Source organism: Priestia megaterium, assembly GCF_023824195.1.
Taxonomy (GTDB): domain Bacteria; phylum Bacillota; class Bacilli; order Bacillales; family Bacillaceae_H; genus Priestia; species Priestia megaterium_D.
In genome coordinates this window covers 3,516,015-3,535,973 of sequence record NZ_CP085442.1, presented here as the reverse complement: position 1 = coordinate 3,535,973, position 19,959 = coordinate 3,516,015, and the positions used below count along the sequence as shown (strand labels likewise).

Genomic DNA, 19,959 nt, shown 5'->3' with positions numbered 1-19,959 from the left:
ATGATTTAACGATTGGATACACGTTGTTTAAAACTCTAAAGAAGGAAAGGTAGGTCGTTTTAGATATTTGTTTGCATATATAATTTTATTATTGACAAATGTACGTACAAATAAATATACTTAGGTTGTTAACAAATTCAAACAGCGTTACATAAAACGGAAAGCGCTTCCTTACTGCTATAGGTATCTTTATGGCTATCAGAAAGGAGAATAACGTGAAAACAACTCAAGAAAGCATAAAACAAGCAATTGCTAAAGGGAAAACGTCACTTGGAATTGAACTTGGATCTACTCGTATCAAAGCGGTGCTGATTAACGAAAATTTTGAAACGATCGCATCGGGCAGCTATGAATGGGAAAATCTTTTAGAAGACGGTTTTTGGACGTACAACTTACTCGATATTATTACAGGTTTGCAAAGTGCTTACCGTGAAATGAAGCAAGAAGTAGAACGAAGCTACGGGATCACCATTCGAACAGTTGGCTCCATTGGTGTTTCAGCTATGATGCACGGATATATGGCGTTTGATAAAACGGGTGAGCTGCTAGTTCCGTTTCGAACGTGGCGTAATGCAACAACAAGCACAGCAGCAAAAGAATTAACTGAACATTTCCAATTTAATATTCCTGAACGATGGAGCATTGCGCATCTGTATCAGGCAATCATCAATCAAGAAAAACACCTGCCGCGCATTGATTACATGACAACGCTAGCCGGCTATATTCACTGGCTGCTAACAGGCAGTAAATCGCTTGGTATTGGAGATGCTTCAGGGATGTTTCCAATTGATGAACGCACGCAAAATTACAGTGAAGCTATGATGAAGCAGTTTGATGACCTCATTTGTCATAAAGGGTATCCGTGGCAACTATCAGATATTCTGCCTGCAGTCCATACTTCAGGGAAACAAGCAGGTACGTTAACAGCGATAGGAGCTAGCATTTTAGATCAGTCTAAAAACTTGCAGCCTGGCATTCCATTTTGTCCTCCAGAAGGAGATGCAGGAACGGGAATGGTTGCGACAAACAGCGTAAGAAAGCGCACGGGAAATGTTTCAGTAGGAACGTCCGTTTTTGCGATGATTGTACTAGATAAAAAGCTTTCAAAAGTTTATCCCGAAATTGATTTGGTTACTACGCCAAACGGCAGTCCAGTTGGAATGGTTCACGCGAATAACTGCTCAAGCGACTTGAACGCTTGGCTCGGATTATTTCGTGAATTTTCGGAGGCTATGGGACAAAAAGTAGAGGCGGATAAATTATTCGAAGTGATGTTAAATAAAGCGCTAGAAGCTGATCCTGATGGAGGGGGCTTGCTTAGCTACGGCTATTTCTCAGGCGAAAATATTACAGGAGTAGAAAGTGGCCGTCCATTATTTGTCCGTTCAGCAAAAAGCAATTTTAATCTAGCAAACTTTATGCGTACGCATCTTTTTACAGCTTTTGGCGCTTTAAAAATAGGGATGGATCTTTTAGTCAAAGAAGAAAATGTAAAGATTCACAGTGTTTTAGCGCACGGAGGATTATTTAAAACGCCGGTAGTTGGTCAAAAAATGATGGCAGCGGCAATTAATACCCCGGTTTCCGTCATGGATACAGCAGGAGAAGGAGGCGCGTGGGGAATGGCTATTCTTTCTTCTTATATGCTCAATAAAAGTGAGAATGCAAGTTTAGAAGATTTCTTGGATGATAAAGTTTTTAAAGAAGTGACCGCACAAGAAATTTATCCTGACGAACTAGATGTAAAAGGGTTTGAAGCATTTATCAAAAGATATAAAAAAGGGTTAGTGATTGAAAAAGCAGCTGCAGAGCACCACAGCGAAGAACGGGAGGAGTTAATGTGCTAGATAAATTAAAAGAAGAAGTATTTCAAGCAAACGTCGATTTGCCAAAACACGGACTGGTTAAGTACACGTGGGGAAATGTAAGTGCAATTGATCGAGACAGCGGTTTGTTTGTAATTAAACCAAGCGGCGTTACGTATGAAAAAATGACAGCCAAAGATATGGTAGTCGTTGATTTAGATGGCCGCGTGGTAGAAGGTGAGCTTAATCCGTCATCTGATACGCTGACACACGCCGTATTGTATAAGCACTACCCGCAAATCGGCGGTATTGCCCATACACATTCAACCTGGGCGACCATTTGGGCTCAAGCAGGACTTGATGTGCAGGCAATGGGGACCACTCATGCTGATACATTCTATGGTTCCGTACCGTGCGCGCGTTTTTTGACAGAAAAAGAAGTGAATGACGGATATGAAGTGGAAACGGGCAAGGTGATTATTGAAACGTTTGAAGAGCGCGGCTTAGATGTGTTAGCGGTTCCTGGTATTTTACTTCAAGGGCACGGGCCGTTTACGTGGGGAAAAGATGCCAAATCGGCGGTAATGAACAGCGTCGTACTAGACGAAGTATCCAAAATGAATTTCTTTACACAAAAATTAAACGGGCTGGCTGAAGAGCTGCCACAGCGTATATTAGACAAACATTATTTACGAAAACACGGGCAAAACGCGTATTACGGGCAAGGACAGTAAAAGACTTACATGCAGAAAAGGGGATTATCATGTTAAAAACAGCTCAAAAAGAATTTTGGTTTATTGTTGGTTCACAGCATCTTTATGGAAAAGAAGCACTAGCAGAAGTAAAAGAACACGCGCAAACGATGACTGATGCTTTAAATGAAAGCGGTGTCTTATCTTATCCGCTTGTGCTGCAAGATTTAGCTGTTAATGCGGATACAATTACAAACATGATGAAAGAAGTGAATTACCGAGATGAAGTTGCCGGTGTAATTACGTGGATGCATACGTTCTCGCCTGCAAAAATGTGGATCCGCGGCACAAAATTACTGCAAAAACCGTTGCTTCACTTAGCAACACAATTTAATGAAAGCATTCCTTGGGAAACGATTGATATGGATTTTATGAACTTGAATCAGTCCGCTCACGGTGATCGTGAATACGGCTTTATCAACGCGCGTTTGAACAAGCAAAATAAAATTGTAGTAGGCTACTGGGAGCGCCCCGACGTACAGCAGCAAATTGCACAATGGATGGATGTAGCCGCTGCTTATAATGAAAGCTTCAACATCAAAGTTGCCCGTTTCGGTGACAATATGCGCAACGTCGGAGTAACGGAAGGAGACAAAATTGAAGCGCAAATTCAATTTGGCTGGACGGTTGACTACTTTGGAATCGGCGACCTTGTTCAATATGTAAATGCCGTTACGGAAGAAGAAATCAATGATTTATTTGCTGAATATGCCAACGCGTATGAGTTTGTCTACGGCGATTATTCTGTAGAAGACTGGGAATCTAGCGTAAAAGTACAGGCAAGCTATGAAATTGCGATTAAACGTTTTCTAGACGAAGGCGGCTACAGCGCTTTTACCACTAACTTTGAAGATTTATACGGTATGAAACAGCTTCCTGGTCTTGCTGTCCAGCGCTTGATGGCACAGGGATACGGCTTTGCTGGTGAAGGAGACTGGAAAACAGCGGCGCTTGACCGCCTGCTCAAAGTAATGAGCCATAATCAGTCAACTGGCTTTATGGAAGACTACACGTATGAATTGGCTCCCGGACGTGAGTCTGTGCTTCAATCACACATGCTTGAAGTAGACCCAACGCTAGCGGTAAACAAGCCAAAACTAATCGTTTCTCCGCTAGGTATCGGTAACCGCGAAGATCCGGCCCGCTTAGTGTTTGACGGTAAACAAGGAGAAGGCGTAGTGGTTTCCATGGCTGACTTCGGCACGCATTACAAGCTGTTAATTAACGAAGTATCGGCATTTGAGCCGGAAGTTCCAGCTCCAAATCTTCCGGTAGCGCGCGTGCTTTGGAACATTAAGCCGAACTTTCAAGACGGCGTTAAAGCGTGGATTGAAAACGGAGGAGGCCATCATACGGTTCTTTCATTGAATTTAACGACCGATCAAATCGTGAGCTATGCAAAGCTTGTTGATCTAGAGTACGTCATTATTAAGTAAGCATCACTACTTCCGAGGGAGCGCTGCTTCCTTGGAAGTGAAAATATAACGCAACTTAGTAAAAGAATGCCGTTTTTAGAAATAAATGAAAGCGTTTTAAATTTGTGTGATAGGAAGCAAAACTAAGACAACCAAAAGGGGATATATAATCATGAGTAAAGTATCAAGTAAGTTTATCTTCTTCTTCGGCTCATTTGCCGGTATTTTATTCGGTTATGATATTGGGATTATTGCTGGTGCAGAAGGTCATATCCGTGAAGCGTTTCATTTAAGTCCGCTGTGGCTAGGAATTGTGGTTTCGTCTTTAATGGGCGGAGCAATTATCGGTTCCATTTTAAGCGGATTATTAGGGGATAAGTTTGGACGAAGAAAGTTAATTTTAATTTCGTCTATCATCTTTCTTTTAGGCTCCATCGGTTCCGCGATTGCACCAGAGGAAATTACGTTAACGATTGCGCGCGTCTTTTTAGGTACAGCAGTAGGAACGGCTTCTTCTTTAGTTCCTGCCTATATGTCAGAAATCGCACCTGCTAATATTCGCGGGAAGCTTTCAGGTTTGAATCAGCTAATGATTGTAATTGGACTATTATTAAGCTATATCGTAGCCTTTATTTTTGAGCCGGTTCCAAACAGCTGGCGACTCATGCTTGGTAGTGCCGGTATTTTTGCGATCGTCTTATGCATCGGTATGATCAAGCTTCCAGAGTCGCCTCGCTACTTAATTAAAAATGGAATGGCAGATAAAGCGCGTGAAGTGCTTCGCACGCTTCGCCGGTCAACAGCTGAAGTGGAAGCTGAAGTGTCTGAAATTGAAAGCGTAGCTGTTCATGAACAATCAGGCATCAAGCAGCTGTTTCATAAAAAGTTTCGTTTAGCATTAATAATTGGCGTCGGAATGGCAACTTTTCAGCAGATTCAAGGCTCAAACTCAATTGTTTATTATGCAACAAGCATTGCTCGTCAAGTTGGTTTAGCCCCGCAGGTAGCTGCTGGTTTTACGGTTATTGTTGGGGTAATCTTCGTGGTGACAACACTTATCTTCCTGCAGTTTGTTGATAAATTCAACCGCCGTACCATTCTTACGATTGGCGGCGCGGGTATGGCTCTTTCATTTTTCACACCGGCTATTCTAGGAGCATTAGGCGTTAATGAAGTCGTTGTTAACTGGGTTACGTTAATTGCTCTTTGCTGTTTCATCCTTTGCTATGCGTTTTCTTGGGCGCCGCTTACGTGGATCATCGTAGGAGAAATTTTCCCGCTTTCTGTACGCGGAATCGGTGCTGGGATTTCATCTGCCTTTAACTGGACAGGATCGCTGGCAGTAGGGCTTGTGTTCCCAATTTTAGCTGACCAATTTAGTTTAGGCGTTATCTTTTCAACGTTCGGGATCATTTGTATTCTCGGATTATTCTTCATACGCTTTGTAGTTGTTGAAACAAAAGGACGTAGCCTAGAGCAAATTGAAACGGACATGGCAGCTCGTTCTGCAAGGAAGTCTTTAAGTCCGGTTGAGCGTAATAAATACGTTTGATTATTGTGAACGCTCTAATTGTAAGAACCCTTTGCTATCTCAGCAAGGGGTTCTTTTTTTAGATTAGTAGGATTCTAGCTTTTATGTTGTCCTATCAGTGCTTAACAAAATGAAGGGATAGATAGGCTATGGAAACTAAATTTAAATGTGAGTTCTGCTTACAAGAAGGTAGTGACCTTCATCAACAAATTCTCATATAAATAAGTAAGCTTGTTTACTTTTAACTAAATATATTTATTAATAGGGGGATTAACTAGTTGATGAATTTGACGCTTCATGAACGTTCTGAAAAGTTATTAAAGCAAAGAATTAAACAATTAAATCCGAGAGATCCATTTAACTTTGTTTTTATGGGCGACAGTAGAGGTGACGGACCAAACGATAATTGTTACACGATGAGCGGTGAATTTGAGCTTGTATTAAAAAAGGCGGTGGAATTGGACCCGCTGTTTATTATTCATGGGGGAGACACCGTCTATACAGGGAAAAAAGAGTATTTGGAGCACTTTGTTAAGGTTGTTGAAAAAATCGCACCAAACATTCCTGTGTTTGTATGCGTAGGGAATCATGATGAACTGTACCTTGATGAAAGCAATCTCGAAAACTTCAGAGCCACTATCGGAAAAGTACACTGGGTCATTGATATTCCTATCTTCAACTTTCGGTGCATCGCATTAAATAATGTCATCAGTCCCAAGAATAAAATATATGGATTTACAGATAGAGAGCTGAATTATTTAGAGCAGCAGCTAGAGGATGCTCCTCGTAATACCGTTGTAGCCATGCATGCGCAGCCAAATATTGGCCGGTGGTCAAATCTTGAAGGGTTTCCTGTAACGACTCCTCAAAGTCAGCGGTTTTTTGATTTGATTCAAGAGCACCGCGTGAAAAAAGTTCTCATTAGCCACGTGCATGCATATGACGAACAGTTTATTAGAAAAAATAGAAACGGGACATTTACGCTTGGAAGAGGCACTAATTTTGTATTGTCAGGAGGCGCCGGTGCTCCTCTTGATTTTGAGCTGCCTTTAATTTTAAATAATTATAATTTTACGGAGTTTTTTGTAAGCAGGTACAACATATTAGGACCTCTTCTTTGGAAGGATTTTGGACGACCTCGAAGAAATTGTTTGTAAAAACAAGAGAATAGAAAGCTATGTTTAGCCAAAAGCCTGCCCGTAATTCACAGGCAGACTTTTGGAAGATTATGCATAATGTTTAAAGAAACCTTGTAGCAGAAGGCTCAGTCAAACGTTATAATAGATAATGAATGATGATATATTCTCTATATTTGTCATATATTTGTATTACATATGTAATTGAAGAAAAACATTCACTTGATATACTGTTTAATGACTTAACTTTATCTTAAAATTTACAGTGAAATGCCTGTTTATAGAGGCTTAGAACATACACAGCAAATGGAGGAGCAATCATGGCAAACGAAAAGATGCAAGAAGGACTTGATCGTTTTATCAAGGAAGATTTAAATGACCTTTTAGGTAGACTGTTCCCCTTAATGGACCGGGAGTGTGCCGAAGAAAAAAGAAAGCTTATCGAAACAGCGGTAGAGTATATTTATTCGTCAGGATATCACCAAGGAGCAAAAGATTTAATTGAAACACATCGAAAAGATGATTACAAATTGTTAAGGCAAAAATTAGCGTCAGCACCTCCTGAAAACTGATTTTTTTGAAATTTTTTTTGACAACGTAAATGTAAGGTGTTAAGATGACTCTACATTCAAAATATTATAAACAATTAAAACTCTTATTGAGAGAGGCGGAGGGACTGGCCCTGTGAAGCCCGGCAACCATTTAACATTCTTGTTGAAAAGGTGCTACATCCTGCAAAGCGTACAGCTTTGAAAAATAAGAGAGGATTTCATAGATACTATGCCTCTCTATTCGTGATAGAGAGGCTTTTTATTTTATGTGAATATGTTTTGAATGAACAATTTTATAAAAATGCATCAGGTGCTGTGTAACGAATGTGACCAGCTTAAAAGGGAAGACCGGTGAAAAGCCGGCGCGGTCCCGCCACTGTAATGGAGAGCAACTTATTAACCACTGTTTCATTCTGAAATGGGAAGGGATAGGAAGCGATGAACCTAAGTCAGGAGACCTGCCTGTTGTATGCACTTAAGCTCTACGGGATATAGAGAGGAGTGAGGAATACGTGTTGAGAAAAACAGGCTATCTCAACTCTAGTTAAGTATGCGTATCATCTCTCTTTTCATTTCGAAAAGAGAGATTTTTTAGTTTAGCGAAAAAAAAGAAACGACAGGGAGTGGAAAAAATGAGCAGTGTAAAAAGTTCAAACTTAGGTTATCCAAGAATTGGTGAAAAACGAGAATGGAAAAAAGCGCTTGAGCAGTTTTGGGCAGGAAAGCTAGAGAAAGATATCTTTCTGCAGGAAATTGAGGCTCTTCGTCTTGGGCATCTGAAAAAACAGCGTGACGCAGGAATTGAATTAATTCCAGTCGGCGATTTCAGTTTATACGACCACGTGTTAGATACAGCGGCTATGTTTGGTTTGGTGCCAAAGCGCTTTGATTATGACGGAGGACCGGTATCGCTTGAAACGTATTTTGACATCGCCCGAGGAACAAAAGGTGCGGTAGCCTCTACGATGACAAAATGGTTTAACACAAATTATCACTACATCGTACCAGAGCTTGACCAAGGTACGCCGTCTCTTGTAGAAAATCGCCCGCTTCAGTTTTACAAAGAAGCAAAACAGAAGCTGAATATTGAAGGCAAGCCCGTGATTTTAGGTCCAGTAACATTTGTGAAGCTGTCAAAAGGATATAAAGAAAGTGAGTTTAAAAGAGTAGTTGAACAGTTTGTTCCTCTTTATGCAATTATCTTAGCGGAGCTGCAGGCAGAAGGCGTCGAGTGGGTACAGGTAGATGAGCCGGTTTTAGCTACAACGCTATCAAAAGAAGACCTGGTGCTGTACAAAGAAGTCTATCAAGCTTTGAAGGAAGCAGTACCGAATATAAAAATTATTTTACAATCGTATTTTGACAGCGTTGATCATTACAAAGAAGTTGTTTCTCTTCCTGTTGAAGGAATTGGTTTAGACTTTGTGCATGACCGCGGAGAAAATCTCACTGCGCTTAATAAATATGGTTTTCCACGTGATAAAGTGCTGGCAGCAGGAATTATTGACGGACGGAACATTTGGCGTGAAAATTTGGACGAACAGCTTTTAACGCTTAGTGAAATTGAAGAAGCCGTATCAAAAGACCGTTTGATCCTGCAGCCTTCATCAAGTTTATTACATGTTCCTGTCACAGTGAAAAATGAAGAAACCATTGAGCCAGTGTTAAAAAATGCCCTCTCTTTTGCAGATGAAAAGCTGAAGGAAATTACGCTTTTAACAAAAGCAGTGCAGAAAGGAAAAGAAACAATAGAAGAAGAAATAAGCGTAAGCAAACAGGCGATTCAAGCATTAAATGGATCATCTTTTCGAAATCATCAGGACGTGCAGGAAGCGCTGAAGCAGCTACACAGCTATAAAGCAGAGCGACAAGCGCCGTTTGACGTACGTCAGCGCATTCAACAAGAAGCTTTTCAACTGCCGCTTCTTCCAACCACAACAATTGGAAGCTTTCCGCAAACAAAAGAAGTGCGAAAAGAGCGTCTAAAGTGGCGTAAAGGAGAACTAACAGACGAAGCGTATGAAGCGTACATTAACGATGAAATAAAAAAATGGATTAAAATTCAAGAAGAAATCGACTTAGATGTCCTTGTGCACGGAGAGTTTGAGCGTACGGATATGGTTGAATACTTCGGTGAAAAATTAGGAGGCTTTCAGTTTACGAAGTTTGGCTGGGTGCAATCTTACGGTTCTCGCTGCGTGAAGCCGCCGCTTATTTACGGAGATGTATCGTACGAGCAGGCGATGACGATAAAAGAAACGGTCTACGCACAGTCTCTAACAAATAAGCCGGTTAAAGGAATGCTGACGGGTCCGATTACGATTTTAAACTGGTCGTTTGTGCGTGATGATATCCCGCGCTACGACGTCGCAAATCAAATCGCGCTTGCTCTTAGAAAAGAAGTAGAAGCACTTGAAAGTCAGGGCATCTCGATGATTCAAGTAGATGAACCGGCGCTGCGTGAAGGATTGCCGTTAAAACGAGAAAACTGGGACAGCTACTTAAATGCTGCGGTGTATGCATTTAAACTAGCGACGGTATCGGTACAAAACGAGACGCAAATTCACACGCATATGTGCTATTCAGAATTCGAAGAGATTATTGATGCGATTAAAGCGCTTGATGCGGACGTGATTTCCATTGAAACGTCTAAAAGCCACGGTGAATTAATTTATGCGTTTGAAAAACATACGTACAATCAAGGAATCGGGCTTGGCGTGTATGATATCCACAGCCCGCGCGTACCGAAGCTTGAAGAGCTTCAGCGAAACATTGACCGCGCTCTGCAGGTACTTGATCCTGCATTATTTTGGATTAATCCTGACTGCGGCCTTAAAACAAGAGGAATCAGCGAGACGGTTGAAGCTTTAAAAGTGATGGTTGCTTCAGCAAAACAAACAAGACAAAATTTATTACAAAACGTTCAATCATAAGGAATTAAAAGACAAGCAGTGTAGCGTTTACACTGCTTGTTTTTACGGGATTTTAAAAGGCCAAAAATATCCATTGACACTTCCCGTACATTTTTGTATCTTTTTAAAGGTGTTTTTAAAATCAGGGAGGTACAACATGAGTAACAACAGCACGCAGCACGTTAAAATTGTAACAGCGGATCCATCAGCACTAGGTCTATTTGGACTTGCCATGGTGACACTTGTTGCATCGTTTCAAAAGCTTGGGGTAACCGACGGTGTTTCATTGGTATTGCCATGGGCGATTTTTTTAGGCGGAATAGGACAGTTAATCGCGTCTATGCAAGATTTCAAACATAATAATACCTTCGGCGCAACTGCTTTTGGTGCCTTCGGGTTATTTTGGCTAGGTGTAGCTATGACATGGCTTATTCAGCTTGGAGCATTTGGGGAAGCGCTCGCAAAAGAAGCGGATCCAAAGCAGCTCGCATTTGCTTTTGTCGGCTACTTGATTTTCAGCGTTTTTATGACAGTTGGAGCAATGGGCACTCATAAAGTATTATTTATTATTTTTGTGTTAATTGATTTCTTATTCATTGGATTATCGCTAAGTACATTTGGTGTAGCATATGAATACACGCACTTACTAGCAGCAGTGTCAGAGCTATTAATTGCTCTGTTTTCATTCTATGGATCTGCAGCGGCTGTATTAAATACTCACTACGGTCGAGTTGTGCTTCCGGTGGGCAAGCCATTTGGTGCATTTATCAAATAATCAAGACGTTAATTAAAAAGCGAAGTAGGGTTGAATTCTGTATGATGCAGAGGTCAATCCTTTTTTGTTTGGGCGTTTTTATATATAGTAGAAAGAGAGATATATAATAGTAGCTTTTAATGAAAGGAAACGTTCCAATGATTATAAGACAAGTAGATGAAAAGGATTTAAACCAATTAATTACGTTAGAAAACAAAGGCTTTACACCTGAAGAAGCTGCATCAAAAGACGCGTTTATGACGCGGATCAAAACCATTCCTGATACGTTTATCATTGCCGAAGAAAATGAAGAATTAATCGGATATGTGAACGGTCCCGTCATTTCAGCTCCGTTTATCACGGATGATTTGTTTGAAAAAACGATTTCGAACCCTGAGACAGGCGGTTATCAAAGTATTTTAGGTATCGTTGTAAATCCCAAGCATCATCACAAAGGAATTGCGAGTATGCTGTTAAGCGAGTTTGAAAAACAAGCGCAGGATAAACAGCGCTTAACGGTTACATTAACATGTAAAGAAGAATTGATTCCTTTTTACGAAAAAAACGGATATGTGAATCAAGGGGTTGCGGAGTCTCAGCATGCAGGCGTGCAGTGGTTTAATATGAGTAAAAATCTTTAATGTTAGCCAAGAAAAATGATCTAGTATGGATTGCTTGTTACACCGCTGTTGATTTCCGTGTCAGGCTTCGCTTTCCGCGGGCGGCAGGTGAGCCTTGTCCTCCAATCATCAGCTAGAAGCAACGAAATATTTACCATAGCAGTAAAAAATCCGAACGAGTTTGATTCTTAATTAAACTCGTTCGGATTGTCCTTCAACTAACCTAATTTTGTCCCAGCCTCTATTTCAAGTATATAAGAAATACTAGTTTGTCAAACATATTTGACAGTAACGAGGAAGATAATATAAGATATGAATGTAAAAAGTTTTTTACATTTTAGAGATGAGTGATGAATGGTGGAAAACCGAATTAAAGAACTGCGTAAAAGCAAGCGAATGTCTCAAGATGAACTGGCAAAAGTATGCGGCGTATCGAGACAAACGATTAATGCCATTGAAAACAATAAGTATGATCCAAGCTTGACCCTTGCTTTTCAACTGGCTGCAGAGCTTGGAGCAACAGTAGATGAGCTGTTTTTATTTAGAAAATCATGATTTAGTTAAAGAGTAGAAGGTAATCTGAAGCAACGATCTTACTAGTAGGCGTTTTGACACTTCTGTATTATAAGCGAAAAGTACATAGCTAATAAGTGAACAGAAAATCGAAAATAGTTCGATCACTTTATATAAAAAAAGATTTACAGAGCGATGGTGATGAGATGAATGGAAAATCGAGCTGCAGGATTAGCTCTTACAAGCACGGGGATGGTACTGTTAATGGCGACGTTAGTACTTCCTGTTCCAGGATTAACGTATAGCTTGCTTATGGGAAGCAGTATTCTACTAAAGGGCTGTGGAACAGGAGTAATAAAAAGAAGAATAAACAAAACGCAGAAGGCTCCACAATAAAAGTTTTCATAGATGTGAAGTGGTGAAAGAAAGGAGGATTCTTTTGAAAAAAAGAACGGTTATTATATGTGTACTTCTATTTATCGTAGTATTTTACTTTACATATACGGGGAAAACCTATCAGTTAAAAGATGTCATAAAAGTAGACGAAGCAAGCGTTACGCGTATTGAAATAGATACGGACGAAGGAAAGCGTGTAGTAGACGATAAAAAGAATATGAAAGAGATCGTACACTCTTTGTCACAGGTAGAAGTGAAAAAAAGCAAGGAGCGCGATCCAAAGTTTGACCAGGCTTACTGGGTAAAAATCGTTGAAAACGGAAAAGATGCGTATGGTTTGACGATTTACGATGATGATTACATAAAAGCATTTAACTTTAAAAGTAAAAAGCAGGCTACGTATACGATCGTTAAAGACCAAAAAATAGATGTTGAAAAGCTGTTTTCAACTAAATAAACCTTGTATTGATAGGGAAAAGTGCCATAGGGTTTTTCAAACCTACCAAAAAAGACAGCGCAGGCTGTCTTTTTTTTATTGAAATAATAGATTGAAAATTATGACTATTTAAAGCGGAATTAATCCTTGCCTATATAATTAATAAATGATTGTATTAGGTCAATATCAGGGTTAACCAATAGTGCTGGAAGAAGGCCGAATGTTAATAATACAAGAACGTTTGATCCAATAAAGATGCGAAGTGCTTTTTTGATTTTCATGATATTTCCTCCCTTTTTTATATTTTCGTATAAAAAGAGAAAAAAATCAATAGAAATGTGACGGAATTGTGAACTTTTTGTCTGATAGTCACGACTAGATGATAAAAACCCCCTCTTTGTACTAGACAGAGAGGGGGCATTATAAGTCATAAAATATGTAGAAAAATTAAAAATACATGCGCAGATTCCCAATGAAACGATAAAGAAAATAGCATGAAAAGCCAATCAATATACATCCAGCTGCTACAGAAACCCATTTAATATAAAGCTGATTCAGCACTTTTCTAGTTCCAGAGACAATTGTCATTAAGCCCAAGTCATGAATTAAAATCCCGGTTAATATTCCTGCGGCAATCAGCAGGAAGTGAAAAGAGTGAGAGGATTGAAGCGAATTGGTAAGCACCGTTCCAAACACGCTCAGCCAAAAAATGAGATTGCTAGGAGAAATCGCAACAAAGATCCCGTTCACATAAGAAGATGCAAACGACTTTTTTACGTGTTCTCCAGGAGCCGTTATATCATGATCCGCATGTCTAATGCTGTCATAGCCAATATAAAATAAAAAAAGTGCCCCTACAAGCCACATAATAAGTTGGATAAAAGGAGCGGATAAAAAAGAAGCCAGTCCAGAGTAAAGCAGCACAATTAATAATAAATCAACCGTCATGCCCCCAAGTCCGACAACCCATCCGTGAAGAAACCCGTTTTTTAAACCTTGCTTTGTCATTTCAATCGTCACCGTGCCAACGGGAAGGGCAATCGAAAGACCGAGCAGTACATTTGTTAAAAATAACGTCACCAAAAACAAAACCTCTTTCAATCTCGTATCTACTATCGTTTTCCGTTTAAGTGGTCTTTCATTATATAAAAATATGTAATAAAATTTGATGTTATGTATAAAAACAGTAAGCACAAAGGCTGCTTCGATATATCTTTGTACCTTTTGCTTAGGGAATTATAAAAAGAGGAGCAGCTGCTGCTCCTCTTCACCATTTTAAACGCTTTCCTGTACGGTAGACTGCCTTTTAAAAGCAACAACAAACCACACAATATTCGTGATCAGCAAACCTAAACAAGAAATCATTATTCCTATAATTGAAGCTAAGTTTCCTGAGAAATCTTCTAATCCGAATAAAAACAGAGCCGGCATTAGTAATAGAGTACTAGCAGCAATTAAAAGTCCGATGCTGCAAAAAGCAGCCATCACAAATTTTAAGAAATGCATTCCTATCAGATAAAAAGCTAAAGGCAACAAATATAAAAACAGAATCATGCCAAGAGATAACCACAGCCCTGTTGAACCGAACGTATTAACGTTGGGGCCTGAATCTGCTAGGGGAGAAAGCGAACCAAGAACTAAAATAAAGCAGAAAAATAGGGCAGAAAGCAAAGTGGTGATTGCCACACTATTTTTTGCTGTAGAATTACGCACTGTTTTTTAACCTCCTTTCCAGTAAATAAGTATATGGATTAATTTTACAATACAAAAGTTTGGAAATCACCAATTTTTTACAAAAAAATGTTTAATAGGTTGGATAATAATGAAGAGAAGCCGGGTTAAGATAATACACGTGAACATATTTTTTGTGTGGACCTGGATAGTGGGTTTCGTGCCAGTATTGCGTCAGCAGCGTTTGAATAGGATGCGAATGAGGGGCTTCTCCGTAATGTCCGTAGTAGAGGCCGCTGCCTGAATAAGGAGAATACATAAAATCACCTGCTTATTTAAATGAATGTGTTACACGGTATGTTTTTATACTGATTAACGTTCTTCTACAGCGTAAAAAGGGCACAAATAGGTCATTGGCTGTATGAATGCTCAAAAAGACCTCTAAAAGCAAGAGGTTATAAGCTAGGCATCTGTATGTTCTTCACTTGGATTCCTTTGAAAATCCAAAAAACGAGTTCCTTGAAACGTCAGCATTCCTTCATCGCCTTCTGCAAGCATGCCGTATTCGCTGCCTGAAACAACAAATTCAGAGCGATCGGTGCTTTCAAACTGAAAGGTTACGTAGTAGGTTGTAGACGTGTGAGAGTGATGATGTTCGTGAGCGTGACTGTTGTGGCGGTGGACATTTGTCCGTTTGCCCGTAATTTTTGCTTTTACGGATAGACGGGGAGACTGCTCATTTTTACTCCACGTGCTGATTCCTTTAAAAATAGAAAATAAAAAAATACCAATAACAATAACAAAAAACAGCATCACAAACGTAGGCATTCCGTTAAATAACGCATCGTCTGGAAAAAAAGCGCCTCCGCTTAGGTCAGCATCACCTTCAAAAACAATGTCATCTCCGGACGGATCGTCTTCAAATATGATTTCATCTTCAAACATTCGTATTCCCCCTTACTATAAATACGATTACTGAATGGAAAAAGTTTCATCTTTGTAGTAGGCTTATGATAGGATAGCTAGTTACTATTCATACATATGAGTGAACAAGGAAAAGGAGAGATACACATGGGGAAATACAAAGTTGTTATGTCTGGAAAAACGTGGCCAAACGCTTACGAGAAGCTAGCGGAGCACTGCGATATTCAAATGTGGGAAGGAGAAGGAAAGATTCCACAAGAAACGCTGCGCGACTGGCTTCGTGACGCCGACGGCTTTTTTAATATCGGACACATCACAGTGGATGAAGAGCTGTTAGAAGCAGCACCGAACCTGCGCGTTATTTCTCAATCAGGCGTAGGGTATGACAGTGTAGATGTCGAAGCATGCACCAAAAAAGGCGTGCCGTTTAGTAATACGCCAGGCGTGTTAGTAGAAGCAACGGCTGACTTAACGTTTGGTCTCTTGCTGTCAGCAGCTCGCCGCATTCATGAAGGCTATGAAAAAGTGAAACAAGGAAACTGGGAAACGGTATTTGGCGTCGATTTATTTGGAAAAACGCTTGGTATTGTTGGAATGGGCGATATCGGAAGCGCCGTTGCCAGACGAGCAAAGGCATCGGGCATGAACATCGTTTACCACAACCGAAGCCGCAAGCATGAAGTCGAAAAAGAGCTTGATGCCGTATACCTTTCATTTGAAGAACTGCTTCACACAGCGGACTGTATCGTATGCTTAGTGCCGCTTTCAAATGAAAGTAAAGGCATGTTCGGAGAAGCTGAATTTAAAGCAATGAAAAGCAGCGCGTATTTTGTGAACGCAGCGCGCGGAGGATTAGTGGACACTGAAGCGTTGTACGAAGCGCTGAAAAATGAAGAAATTGCGTATGCCGCACTGGACGTAACAGACCCAGAGCCGCTTCCGGCAGATCATAAGCTGCTGCAGCTTTCAAACGTGCTGGTAACACCGCATATTGGAAGTGCTACGTACGAAACGCGCAATCGCATGGCAGATTTAGCCGTCCAGAACCTGCTTTTAGGTCTTGAAAAAAAACCTTTAGTGACGTGTGTAAATGAAGAAGTGAATTACAAGTAAGGAGAGATTTTTTGTTAAAAGCATTACAGCTTATTTTTTCAATTATTACTGTTGGACTGGCTCTTTATATCATGCTCACTCACAGATACCAGTTTCTTTCGTTTTTAAATATACTGCTCGGGTTTACCATGCTAGTTTTAGGAGCAATCGAGTGGCAAAAAAGAAAGAAAACCAGCGCGTGGCTGTTGTTTTTAGTTGCGCTGTTTAGCTGGTTTGTCGGTATTTACCGCATGACCATTTAAAAACGCTTGGCATACGCCAAGCGTTTTTTTTAATGTGCTTCCAGCTGTGCTTCTAACACTTTTTCAATGACGGAAGCTACTCCGTTTTCATCGTTCGTTAATGTAACATCATCAGCTAACGCTTTAATTTCCGCGTGCGCATTTGCCATAGCGATTCCTTTTCCAGCCGTTTGCAGCATCGATACGTCGTTAAAGCTGTCTCCAATGGCGATGGTATCATGAAGAGAGCCGCCAAGATCTTTTACCACGTATGTTAATGCGTTTCCTTTTGACGCGTCTTTGTGTTCAAGTTCAAAGTTATGATCAGCGGAAGAGACAAGGGTCATATCATGCTGCTTGCTAAAGTGATCCCAGCCTTTTTTTCGTTTTTCATCATCAAATGAAAAAGCCAATACGTTATAAAGCTCAGCGTTTGTATTTAAAATATCTTCATAAGATGCAACAAAGGCAAATCCCGTTTGGCTGTATTGCTTAGCCGCTGCGTGATGAAGTCTTTCTTCATCCACGTTTTTATTGGCGCTTTTTACTCGGTCAATTTCAATGGCCAGCAGCTCACGGCCCGAGTTTGGCGTATAAATCGCATGTTCGGCAAACACTTCATAGTAAAATTCGTTTGCATCCAGCCACTGAAGCGCCTCTTTTACGTGATGTGCATCAATCGGAACAGAATGTCTTAGCTGTCCGTTTGGATCATGAATAGTCGCTCCGTTTGCGGCAATCACCCAAAGATTTGAAAGCTCAGCTTTTTTTAAAATTTCCTGCACGTCGAAATAAGCGCGCCCTGTAGCAACCACGATTTCAACTCCGTGTTTTTGCGCTTTTTTAATTGCTTCTGCATTAATTGTGCTAATTTCACTGCTGCTATTTAAAAGAGTTCCATCTAAGTCTGTAAAAATCATCTTCATAAAATATCTCTCCCTTTGACTATTATTACTTGTTTTTGCATGTTTTATCTTGTTTATCCTACAATAAACGAAAAAACACTGATAATCAAGCGTTTTTACATTGTTTTTACAAAAGAAACAAGTATAATGAAGTAAAAAGCAGAAAGAAAACAGGTGAACAAGCAATGTTAAAACAAGAAAGACGCAAACAAATTATGAATTTGCTTGAAAAAGAAGGGCGAATTGTGGCTACTACGCTTAGCCAAACGCTGAATGTTTCAGAAGATACAATCCGCAGAGATCTGCGGGAAATGGACGCGCTTGGTCTGCTGCAGCGCGTACACGGAGGAGCGCTTCCGCGTTCCACGTCTGCGGTTGATTACAAAGAGCGAAAACACGAATTGATGGATGTTAAGCATTCACTTGCCGTAGCGGCGCTTCCTTTAATTAAAGACGGGCAGGTGCTGCTGATGGACGGAAGTACAACAAATATTCAGCTCGTCAAAGCTTTTCCAAAGAATTTAAACGTTACGGTTATTACAAACAGTCCGTTAATTACCGTTGCACTAGCAGAACATGACTTTGTAGAAGTTGTTTCTCTTGGAGGGACGTTTCGAAAAGAATCGATGGTTACGGTAGGACAAAGCGTGGTAGATACGCTTAAACAAATTCGAGCGGATCTTTGTTTTTTAGGCGTATACGCAATCGATCCTAAAATCGGCATGAGCATTCCTTTGCTTGAAGAAATGCACATTAAAAGCCAAATGATTAAAAGTGCGAGTGAAGTAGCGGCTATTGTAACAGCTAAAAAACTCAATACATCGTCAACGTACACGTTCAGCTCAGCCAACTCGTTAGATTGGCTCATTACAGAAGAGCATGTGAACGAAACCTTGTTAAATGCTTACCGCGAAATCGGCATTGAAGTGATCACAAATAAATAGTAGTTTTAGTGAGGAAGTATATGGTAATGTAGAGTAAAAAGGAGCTTGAGCGATGAGCGAACAAGTAGATGTTACGCATGAATTAGCGAAGCTTCAGCAAAGAGTCGAACACCTAGAGAAAAGAGTGGAAAAAGCAGAGTCCAAGCAAGGTCCTTTGCGGTCATTATGGGAAGCTATACGATCGATTTTAATTGGACTATTCATTGTAGGACCTGTAGCAGCAATCATTCTTGGCGTTTTAGCGGCACTAGCGGGAAAATGAAAAAGGTTGAGACATAACTAAATCAATATAATCTCAAGGCGAACAAATTGGATAAATGATCTAGTATGTTCGCTTGTTACACCGCTGTTGATCTCGGTGCAAGACTTCGCTTTCCGCGAGGGCTGGTGAGCCTCCTCGTCGCTTTCGCTCCTGCCGGGTCTCACCTAGTCCTCTTTTCCCGCAGGAGTCTTCGTCTTGCCCTCCAATCAACAGCTAGAAGCCGCTACATATATGAACGTTCACTATACTAATAAAAATCCGAGCGAGTTTGATTCTCAATCAAGAATCAAACTCGCTCGGATTTTCCTTTGACTAAAATACTTTTGTCCCAGCCTTTTTTTATTATTATTTTTCTGAATCAGAACGAAACTTCGTGCTGACAAAAATGATAATGGCTAACAAAATAACAATTGGCAGCCAAATAATTTCAAATTTATAAGCAGGCTCTGCAAGTGCGGCGATAACAGCGCCAAAGCAGTAAAGTACAAGAGACAGCGCGCGGAGAACTGCATCGGTTGTAAACGTTTTGCGGTAGCGAGGGCTGCGCAAACGTGCCGTTACGTCTTCAAAGAAGTTAGCAAGCGTTCCCGTTAATACGGTTGTTGAAATTCCGGCTACGCCAAGCTTTCGAGCAGCTGTTGTTTGAAGTCCCATTGCTGAGCTTAATAAAAAAATAAACAAGTAAGTTAAGTGTAAAGAAGGAGAAAACGAAGATAAAAGTGCAAAAACAAGTAAAAGTAATCCTTCTATTCCAAGTGCGATCGTTACGGCTTTAGGCCAAAATGTTTTTTCTTTGTTTCCAACAAGGATTGCAGCGCCTACAACTCCTACAATAAAACCTCCTAAAGCTGTCAGGGAATGAAAAACAGTTGTTTCAAGTGAGTTTCCAATTGCTAATCCAAGCAGCACGATGTTTCCGGTCATGTTTGCGGTAAAGATATGGCCAAGGCTTAAGTAGCCGATCACATCTACAATACCTGCCGTTACGCAAAGAACCAGCAAAATAATGTTTCGATAAGTAGAATTCGTCACGGTAAGTCATCCTTTCTTTTTATACCAACTAAACAGTTTACCGTGAAGAAAAAAATCTGTCCAGAG

General features: G+C 40.4%; 24 protein-coding genes and 2 riboswitches. Of the genes, 16 read left to right on the top strand and 8 right to left on the bottom strand.

Annotated elements, in window-relative coordinates:
* The first annotated feature begins 191 nt into the window (after window positions 1-191).
* The 12 genes from LIS78_RS18260 (at window position 192) to LIS78_RS18205 (ending at window position 12,842) form a co-directional block, all read left to right on the top strand.
* Window positions 192-1,847 carry a xylulokinase gene (locus tag LIS78_RS18260; protein ID WP_434092311.1) on the top strand — a complete coding sequence of 552 codons (1,656 nt, stop codon included), beginning with the start codon at window positions 192-194 and terminating at the stop codon, window positions 1,845-1,847.
* Window positions 1,841-2,539, top strand: coding sequence for an L-ribulose-5-phosphate 4-epimerase (locus LIS78_RS18255; RefSeq protein WP_209150379.1), 699 nt, complete (start codon window positions 1,841-1,843; stop codon window positions 2,537-2,539). Before LIS78_RS18260 ends, LIS78_RS18255 begins: the two co-directional genes overlap by 7 nt.
* Window positions 2,540-2,568: 29 nt before the next feature.
* Complete coding sequence (gene araA / locus LIS78_RS18250) at window positions 2,569-3,993, top strand: L-arabinose isomerase (RefSeq protein ID WP_252284136.1); 1,425 nt, start codon at window positions 2,569-2,571, stop codon at window positions 3,991-3,993.
* 151 nt (window positions 3,994-4,144) lie between these two features.
* Window positions 4,145-5,524 carry a sugar porter family MFS transporter gene (locus tag LIS78_RS18245; RefSeq protein WP_209150375.1) on the top strand — a complete coding sequence of 460 codons (1,380 nt, stop codon included), beginning with the start codon at window positions 4,145-4,147 and terminating at the stop codon, window positions 5,522-5,524.
* A gap of 260 nt (window positions 5,525-5,784) precedes the next feature.
* The gene (locus LIS78_RS18240; RefSeq protein WP_252285356.1) at window positions 5,785-6,660 is read left to right on the top strand and encodes a metallophosphoesterase family protein; all 876 of its coding nucleotides are present in this window, start codon (window positions 5,785-5,787) and stop codon (window positions 6,658-6,660) included.
* A gap of 299 nt (window positions 6,661-6,959) precedes the next feature.
* On the top strand, window positions 6,960-7,211 hold the full coding sequence (locus LIS78_RS18235; protein ID WP_028409523.1) for a hypothetical protein: 252 nt from the start codon (window positions 6,960-6,962) through the stop codon (window positions 7,209-7,211).
* An 80-nt stretch (window positions 7,212-7,291) separates the two neighbouring features.
* A riboswitch (SAM riboswitch) is annotated at window positions 7,292-7,402 on the top strand.
* A 79-nt stretch (window positions 7,403-7,481) separates the two neighbouring features.
* Window positions 7,482-7,670, top strand: a riboswitch (cobalamin riboswitch).
* Window positions 7,671-7,822: 152 nt separating this feature from the next.
* Entirely contained in the window at window positions 7,823-10,123 is a 2,301-nt protein-coding gene (metE, locus tag LIS78_RS18230) for a 5-methyltetrahydropteroyltriglutamate--homocysteine S-methyltransferase (protein WP_252284135.1), read from the top strand.
* A 136-nt stretch (window positions 10,124-10,259) separates the two neighbouring features.
* Window positions 10,260-10,877 carry an acetate uptake transporter gene (locus LIS78_RS18225; RefSeq protein WP_013058231.1) on the top strand — a complete coding sequence of 206 codons (618 nt, stop codon included), beginning with the start codon at window positions 10,260-10,262 and terminating at the stop codon, window positions 10,875-10,877.
* A 119-nt stretch (window positions 10,878-10,996) separates the two neighbouring features.
* The gene (locus tag LIS78_RS18220) at window positions 10,997-11,497 is read left to right on the top strand and encodes a GNAT family N-acetyltransferase (RefSeq protein ID WP_195782399.1); all 501 of its coding nucleotides are present in this window, start codon (window positions 10,997-10,999) and stop codon (window positions 11,495-11,497) included.
* 333 nt (window positions 11,498-11,830) lie between these two features.
* Window positions 11,831-12,031 carry a helix-turn-helix transcriptional regulator gene (locus tag LIS78_RS18215; protein WP_195782400.1) on the top strand — a complete coding sequence of 67 codons (201 nt, stop codon included), beginning with the start codon at window positions 11,831-11,833 and terminating at the stop codon, window positions 12,029-12,031.
* A gap of 168 nt (window positions 12,032-12,199) precedes the next feature.
* Window positions 12,200-12,385, top strand: a complete 186-nt coding sequence (locus tag LIS78_RS18210; protein WP_252284134.1) for a hypothetical protein — start codon at window positions 12,200-12,202, stop codon at window positions 12,383-12,385.
* 43 nt (window positions 12,386-12,428) lie between these two features.
* Window positions 12,429-12,842 carry a DUF5301 domain-containing protein gene (locus tag LIS78_RS18205; RefSeq protein WP_252284133.1) on the top strand — a complete coding sequence of 138 codons (414 nt, stop codon included), beginning with the start codon at window positions 12,429-12,431 and terminating at the stop codon, window positions 12,840-12,842.
* Between the two features lie 119 nt (window positions 12,843-12,961).
* Here the strand turns inward: LIS78_RS18205 and LIS78_RS18200 are convergent, their stop codons facing one another.
* From LIS78_RS18200 to LIS78_RS18180, 5 genes are all read right to left on the bottom strand, one after another.
* On the bottom strand, window positions 12,962-13,102 hold the full coding sequence (locus LIS78_RS18200) for a hypothetical protein (RefSeq protein ID WP_013058226.1): 141 nt from the start codon (window positions 13,100-13,102) through the stop codon (window positions 12,962-12,964).
* A gap of 166 nt (window positions 13,103-13,268) precedes the next feature.
* On the bottom strand, window positions 13,269-13,901 hold the full coding sequence (locus LIS78_RS18195) for a LysE family translocator (protein ID WP_209151761.1): 633 nt from the start codon (window positions 13,899-13,901) through the stop codon (window positions 13,269-13,271).
* Between the two features lie 195 nt (window positions 13,902-14,096).
* Complete coding sequence (locus LIS78_RS18190) at window positions 14,097-14,534, bottom strand: DUF5391 family protein (protein ID WP_252284132.1); 438 nt, start codon at window positions 14,532-14,534, stop codon at window positions 14,097-14,099.
* Between the two features lie 91 nt (window positions 14,535-14,625).
* The gene (locus LIS78_RS18185; protein WP_195782405.1) at window positions 14,626-14,811 is read right to left on the bottom strand and encodes a hypothetical protein; all 186 of its coding nucleotides are present in this window, start codon (window positions 14,809-14,811) and stop codon (window positions 14,626-14,628) included.
* 143 nt (window positions 14,812-14,954) lie between these two features.
* The gene (locus tag LIS78_RS18180) at window positions 14,955-15,437 is read right to left on the bottom strand and encodes a DUF2500 domain-containing protein (protein ID WP_209150367.1); all 483 of its coding nucleotides are present in this window, start codon (window positions 15,435-15,437) and stop codon (window positions 14,955-14,957) included.
* A gap of 126 nt (window positions 15,438-15,563) precedes the next feature.
* Here LIS78_RS18180 and LIS78_RS18175 point away from each other — a divergent pair, with 126 nt between their 5' ends.
* Window positions 15,564-16,529 carry a 2-hydroxyacid dehydrogenase gene (locus LIS78_RS18175; RefSeq protein WP_252284131.1) on the top strand — a complete coding sequence of 322 codons (966 nt, stop codon included), beginning with the start codon at window positions 15,564-15,566 and terminating at the stop codon, window positions 16,527-16,529.
* Window positions 16,530-16,540: 11 nt separating this feature from the next.
* Window positions 16,541-16,771 carry a YczI family protein gene (locus LIS78_RS18170; protein ID WP_195782408.1) on the top strand — a complete coding sequence of 77 codons (231 nt, stop codon included), beginning with the start codon at window positions 16,541-16,543 and terminating at the stop codon, window positions 16,769-16,771.
* Between the two features lie 29 nt (window positions 16,772-16,800).
* On the opposite strand, the gene LIS78_RS18165 is transcribed toward LIS78_RS18170, so the two are convergent.
* Window positions 16,801-17,676: a Cof-type HAD-IIB family hydrolase gene (locus LIS78_RS18165; protein ID WP_209150363.1), complete on the bottom strand. Its 876-nt coding sequence runs from the start codon at window positions 17,674-17,676 to the stop codon at window positions 16,801-16,803.
* 164 nt (window positions 17,677-17,840) lie between these two features.
* Here LIS78_RS18165 and LIS78_RS18160 point away from each other — a divergent pair, with 164 nt between their 5' ends.
* Together LIS78_RS18160 and LIS78_RS18155 are read left to right on the top strand one after the other, a co-directional pair.
* Window positions 17,841-18,599 (top strand): DeoR/GlpR family DNA-binding transcription regulator, encoded by a 759-nt coding sequence (locus tag LIS78_RS18160; RefSeq protein WP_252284130.1) that lies wholly within the window; start codon window positions 17,841-17,843, stop codon window positions 18,597-18,599.
* A 52-nt stretch (window positions 18,600-18,651) separates the two neighbouring features.
* Window positions 18,652-18,861 (top strand): hypothetical protein, encoded by a 210-nt coding sequence (locus tag LIS78_RS18155; protein ID WP_252284129.1) that lies wholly within the window; start codon window positions 18,652-18,654, stop codon window positions 18,859-18,861.
* Window positions 18,862-18,921: 60 nt separating this feature from the next.
* On the opposite strand, the gene LIS78_RS18150 is transcribed toward LIS78_RS18155, so the two are convergent.
* Both LIS78_RS18150 and LIS78_RS18145 read right to left on the bottom strand, forming a co-directional pair.
* Window positions 18,922-19,071: a hypothetical protein gene (locus LIS78_RS18150; protein ID WP_252284128.1), complete on the bottom strand. Its 150-nt coding sequence runs from the start codon at window positions 19,069-19,071 to the stop codon at window positions 18,922-18,924.
* A 135-nt stretch (window positions 19,072-19,206) separates the two neighbouring features.
* Window positions 19,207-19,893, bottom strand: coding sequence for a YoaK family protein (locus LIS78_RS18145; protein WP_252284127.1), 687 nt, complete (start codon window positions 19,891-19,893; stop codon window positions 19,207-19,209).
* Window positions 19,894-19,959 lie beyond the last annotated feature (66 nt).

Coding starts and splice junctions, on each gene's coding strand:
- LIS78_RS18260 (WP_434092311.1), top strand. CDS start 192: ATGGCTATCAGAAAGGAGAATAACGTGAAAACAACTCAAGAAAGCATA.
- araA (WP_252284136.1), top strand. CDS start 2,569: ATGTTAAAAACAGCTCAAAAAGAATTTTGGTTTATTGTTGGTTCACAG.
- LIS78_RS18245 (WP_209150375.1), top strand. CDS start 4,145: ATGAGTAAAGTATCAAGTAAGTTTATCTTCTTCTTCGGCTCATTTGCC.
- LIS78_RS18240 (WP_252285356.1), top strand. CDS start 5,785: ATGAATTTGACGCTTCATGAACGTTCTGAAAAGTTATTAAAGCAAAGA.
- LIS78_RS18235 (WP_028409523.1), top strand. CDS start 6,960: ATGGCAAACGAAAAGATGCAAGAAGGACTTGATCGTTTTATCAAGGAA.
- metE (WP_252284135.1), top strand. CDS start 7,823: ATGAGCAGTGTAAAAAGTTCAAACTTAGGTTATCCAAGAATTGGTGAA.
- LIS78_RS18225 (WP_013058231.1), top strand. CDS start 10,260: ATGAGTAACAACAGCACGCAGCACGTTAAAATTGTAACAGCGGATCCA.
- LIS78_RS18220 (WP_195782399.1), top strand. CDS start 10,997: ATGAAAGGAAACGTTCCAATGATTATAAGACAAGTAGATGAAAAGGAT.
- LIS78_RS18215 (WP_195782400.1), top strand. CDS start 11,831: ATGGTGGAAAACCGAATTAAAGAACTGCGTAAAAGCAAGCGAATGTCT.
- LIS78_RS18210 (WP_252284134.1), top strand. CDS start 12,200: ATGGAAAATCGAGCTGCAGGATTAGCTCTTACAAGCACGGGGATGGTA.
- LIS78_RS18200 (WP_013058226.1), bottom strand. CDS start 13,102: ATGAAAATCAAAAAAGCACTTCGCATCTTTATTGGATCAAACGTTCTT.
- LIS78_RS18185 (WP_195782405.1), bottom strand. CDS start 14,811: ATGTATTCTCCTTATTCAGGCAGCGGCCTCTACTACGGACATTACGGA.
- LIS78_RS18180 (WP_209150367.1), bottom strand. CDS start 15,437: ATGTTTGAAGATGAAATCATATTTGAAGACGATCCGTCCGGAGATGAC.
- LIS78_RS18175 (WP_252284131.1), top strand. CDS start 15,564: ATGGGGAAATACAAAGTTGTTATGTCTGGAAAAACGTGGCCAAACGCT.
- LIS78_RS18165 (WP_209150363.1), bottom strand. CDS start 17,676: ATGAAGATGATTTTTACAGACTTAGATGGAACTCTTTTAAATAGCAGC.
- LIS78_RS18160 (WP_252284130.1), top strand. CDS start 17,841: ATGTTAAAACAAGAAAGACGCAAACAAATTATGAATTTGCTTGAAAAA.
- LIS78_RS18155 (WP_252284129.1), top strand. CDS start 18,652: ATGAGCGAACAAGTAGATGTTACGCATGAATTAGCGAAGCTTCAGCAA.